4 protein-coding genes and 1 pseudogene are annotated in these 4,159 nt (G+C 40.8%); 3 read left to right on the forward strand and 2 right to left on the reverse strand.

The window, feature by feature from the left end; genetic code table 11:
* The coding region (locus VZ94_RS20670; protein WP_045780685.1) for a peptide chain release factor-like protein at positions 1–330 on the forward strand (330 nt) is incomplete at its 5' end.
* 92 nt (positions 331–422) lie between these two features.
* Here VZ94_RS20670 and rpiA read toward each other — a convergent pair.
* A complete protein-coding gene (gene rpiA / locus VZ94_RS20675) occupies positions 423–1,079 on the reverse strand; it encodes a ribose-5-phosphate isomerase RpiA (RefSeq protein WP_045780686.1) in 657 nt (218 codons plus the stop codon).
* 82 nt (positions 1,080–1,161) lie between these two features.
* Here rpiA and ilvA point away from each other — a divergent pair, with 82 nt between their 5' ends.
* Together ilvA and VZ94_RS20685 are read left to right on the forward strand one after the other, a co-directional pair.
* Complete coding sequence (gene ilvA, locus VZ94_RS20680; RefSeq protein WP_045780687.1) at positions 1,162–2,694, forward strand: threonine ammonia-lyase, biosynthetic; 1,533 nt, start codon at positions 1,162–1,164, stop codon at positions 2,692–2,694.
* Positions 2,682–2,879: a hypothetical protein gene (locus VZ94_RS20685; RefSeq protein WP_045780688.1), complete on the forward strand. Its 198-nt coding sequence runs from the start codon at positions 2,682–2,684 to the stop codon at positions 2,877–2,879. The genes ilvA and VZ94_RS20685 overlap by 13 nt, the downstream gene beginning before the upstream one ends.
* Before the next feature lie 259 nt (positions 2,880–3,138).
* Here the strand turns inward: VZ94_RS20685 and VZ94_RS20690 are convergent.
* A pseudogene (locus tag VZ94_RS20690) lies at positions 3,139–3,780 on the reverse strand (DUF6671 family protein); the annotation flags it as partial.
* Positions 3,781–4,159 lie beyond the last annotated feature (379 nt).

The raw sequence follows: 4,159 nt of genomic DNA on the forward strand, positions 1-4,159 counted from the left end.
ACAGAATCGGCGGTGCGAATTACCCATAATCCAACCGGTGTTGTGGTTCAGTGTCAAAGTGACCGCTCACAGCATAAAAACCGCGATACGGCAATGAAGCAGCTGAAAGCAAAGCTGTACGAATTGGAAATGCGCAAACGCATGGAAAGTCAACAAGCATTAGAGGAGAGTAAATCCGATATAGGTTGGGGCAGTCAGATTCGGTCTTATGTCTTAGATCAATCACGCATTAAAGACTTACGCACCAGTGTGGAAACCGGAAACCCGCAAGCCGTGTTAGACGGTGATTTAGATATGTTTATAGAAGCGAGTTTGAAAAGCGGTTTATAGTCGGCAAACGCTCCGGCATTCGCTACCACGATGTGGCGAATGCCGAAGATACCGGAGCTGTCTTCTGTGCTTTATCCGCTTTGGAACAAAGCTTAAAAACTCACGATTTGCTCGCCATCAGTGACTAACACGACATCGGCTGGGCGCATAGCGAAAAGACCTACGCAGACAACGCCAGTGATGTGGTTAATGGTTTGTTCCAGTTCAATAGGGTTAGTAATCGTTAAATTATGTACGTCAATGATGTGGTTATGGTTATCAGTGACGCAGTTTTCCCGCCATACCGGTTGACCACCTAATTTAACAAGTTCCCGTGCCACATAACTTCTAGCCATAGGGATGACTTCAATAGGTAACGGGAATTTGCCTAAGACATCAACGCGTTTTGACCCATCAGCGATACAAACGAATTTTTTGCTTGCTGCGGCAATAATTTTTTCGCGGGTTAAAGCGGCGCCGCCACCTTTAATCAATTGTTTAACAGGGTTGATTTCGTCTGCACCATCGACATAAATATCGAGTGTGCCTGTTTCGTTTAAATCTAAAACCGGAATTCCGACTTTTTTCAAATGCTCAGTGGTTGCAACTGAACTGGATACAGCGCCTTCAATATCGCTTTTAAAATCAGCTAATGCATCAATGAAATAACGTATGGTTGAGCCTGTACCTACGCCTATGATGCCAATACCTTTAACATAAGGAACGGCGGCTTCTGCTACTTTTCTTTTTAATTCGTCTTGCGTGCTCATAAAGTTTTTATGTGTTTGGTTAAGTTGATAAAACGGTGTGCGATAATAACTCAGTTATTGAGAATCTTCAGCCCTTTTTATTATGCCAGAAAAATATATAGAGAAAATTTTACGTGCATGCGTTTATGACGTCGCAGTAGAAACTGCATTAGAGCCCACCCGTTTATTGTCAGAACGGTTTGCCAATACCATTTTATTAAAACGCGAAGATTTACAATCGGTATTTTCGTTTAAATTACGCGGTGCGTATAACAAAATGGCCTCGTTAACTCGGGCACAGCAACAACAGGGCGTAATTGCGGCATCGGCCGGCAATCATGCCCAAGGCGTTGCCTTAGCTGCGAAACGTTTAAATATACGCGCACTCATTGTCATGCCGACGACTACACCTGATATAAAAGTGTCGTCGGTACGGGCTATGGGCGCCGATACGGTGTTATTCGGAGACTCGTATAGCGATGCTTACGTTCATGCATTGGAATTAGCTGAACAACAGAGTTTAGTCTTTGTGCATCCTTATGATGACCCTGATGTCATTGCAGGCCAAGGCACGGTAGCGATGGAATTGTTACGGCAACATACCAAACCCTTAAATGCTATTTTTGTTCCAGTTGGCGGTGGCGGTTTAATCGCCGGTATTGCTGTTTACACTAAATTTGTAAGGCCAGAAGTAAAAATTATCGGCGTAGAACCGGATGATGCGGATTGTTTAAAACGCGCATTAGCTGCCGGTGAACGGGTTATTATCCAGCAAGTGGGTTTGTTTGCCGATGGTGTCGCCGTTAAACAAGTCGGTGCTGAGCCATTTCGTTTAGCACAAAAATATGTCGATGAAGTGATAACGGTTAATACTGATGAAATCTGCGCCGCGATTAAAGATATTTTTGATGATACACGCTCCATCGCCGAGCCAGCAGGTGCGTTAGCGGTTGCTGGTTTAAAAAAATACATAGAGCGCGAAGGAGTTACAGGGCAAACCTTTATCGCAATAGATAGCGGTGCTAACATGAATTTTGACCGCTTACGCTATGTTGCCGAGCGTGCGCAAGTCGGCGAACACAAGGAAATATTGTTAGCGGTTAGCATTCCAGAAATACCCGGTAGTTTTTTCAAGTTTTGCCAATTATTAGGTGGGCGTAGCATTACTGAATTCAATTACCGTTATTTTGATAACGTCATGGCACAGGTGTTTGTCGGTATCTCCAGCAGTGGCTTAGAGTCTGATAGGCAAGAGGTGATTCAGTTCTTACAGCAACAAGGTTTTGGCATTACCGATATGACTGCGAATGAATTAGCTAAAGAGCATATTCGCTATATGGTAGGCGGTCATGCGCCTTGTGAACTGAATGAAGTGATTTACAGTATCGAGTTCCCCGAACGACCAGGTGCTTTAGCGAGCTTTTTAAGCGAGTTAGGCGGGCGTTGGAATATTAGCTTGTTTCATTACCGTAATCATGGCGCAGCATTTGGTAAAGTGTTAATGGGTTTACAACTACCTGCGTCTGAGCGTAAAACCTTTGAACACTGTTTAGAGCATTCGGGTTTTGTCTATTCCGAACAAACACAGAATCCGGCTTATCGGTTATTTTCAGGAGGTATGCAATGCAGCGAATAATATTAATCGTGTTAAGTTTAGTCTTAACGGCGTGTTCTGCTGAACAAGTCTATGATTTATCACAAGGTGTTAGACGTAATGAATGCTCAAAACTGGCGGATAGTGATACGCGTGAGCGTTGTTTTCAGTCTGCTGACAAGGATTATCAGCATTATTTAAATGATCAACAGGATAAACCATATTGACGAGTAAAACATTGTAGCTGATATACAACGCCAACCCGTTATGCCATCTCGCCAAGAAATCAGAGAGCCGTATGAACACTACGCTCGATTTCTGTGGCTTGTGGCAACGCGATAAGGCGTGCGGACGTTAGGAGGCGCATCGTTCGAGTTTCAAACCATGACTGAATATCGACGATTTTACATACCGAAAGCCCTATGGTTTTTACCGTTAATCTTGCCGAGCGTATTATCGCGTTGTCAGGTTGAAACGGTTGTTAGCTTAAGGATTGCAGTAATTACAATATTGTTGATCTACATTTGTAATATCTGACCTTTCTATTCTTTTCTCAAAAGAGCATTTATTGCATTTATATACTAGATATTTAAATGTATCTGATTCAAAACCACAGTACTCGCATGGTAGGTTTCCTTCACCACGATTAACTGAAAAACCAGGAGAACTACATTCAGGACAAAATGAGTGGCATTTAATTATCAAGTCGATGGTAGCATATCTAATTGCTTCCATTCTATTTACGGAACGGTGTGCTCTGTGATCATTTTCAACAAAAACTACTCCATTAATTGATTTTTCTAATAATAAATCAAATTCATTAAAAAGTTCATCCACGCTTAAAAAGTCTTTTTTAATAAATTGATCATCTTCATTATTTGGTCTAATGATTAAGTTATTTTTCGGGAAATCAATATCTTTGACCAATGGAATAAGTTCTTCTTTTGTGGTAATTAATTTCTGTATATTTTTAAAGGGTCTCTGTTCAGTTCCAACTATTTCTATATTATTTTTATAATCATATAAAACTATCATTTCAATATTCCATGGTACTAAACCCATGTATGGATCAGTGGTAAAACTTCCTTCGCTACCTATTCCAATCTGGCAGCCACTTATTTCAATTGCTTTTTTTGCTTTGAATCGTGCTGTTTCAAGTTGTGATTGATTTCTTTTTTTTTTCTCTTGAAAAAGTACCTAGCTCATCGGTGTCGAAGCAGTCAAAGACTTCTATTTCAGTACCCAGGTAATTTTTAATCAATGGACTGATTTCTATTTCTTTTTTATGCTTTGTAAGCAAGGCTATTTTAGAATGTCTGAATGAATAATTAATGGAATTATTAAACATGTATATACTTTAAACGGTTAAGCTTTCGGTTTTTGCAACTCGCTGTAGGGTAGCTACGCGTACCTTTTTATTGATTTTATTACGATTTTTTAGTGGTACGCACAACGTACTTCGTTTAGGCATTATCCCAAAAGCGGCTAGTTTAAGCCAATAGCTTAA

This window comes from Methylocucumis oryzae (genome assembly GCF_000963695.1).
In the GTDB taxonomy this organism is placed as follows: Bacteria; Pseudomonadota; Gammaproteobacteria; order Methylococcales; family Methylomonadaceae; genus Methylovulum; species Methylovulum oryzae.

Excerpts from the sequence above, each read along its gene's own strand:
- rpiA (WP_045780686.1), bottom strand. The coding sequence starts at position 1,079 with ATGAGCACGCAAGACGAATTAAAAAGAAAAGTAGCAGAAGCCGCCGTT.
- ilvA (WP_045780687.1), top strand. The coding sequence starts at position 1,162 with ATGCCAGAAAAATATATAGAGAAAATTTTACGTGCATGCGTTTATGAC.
- VZ94_RS20685 (WP_045780688.1), top strand. The coding sequence starts at position 2,682 with ATGCAGCGAATAATATTAATCGTGTTAAGTTTAGTCTTAACGGCGTGT.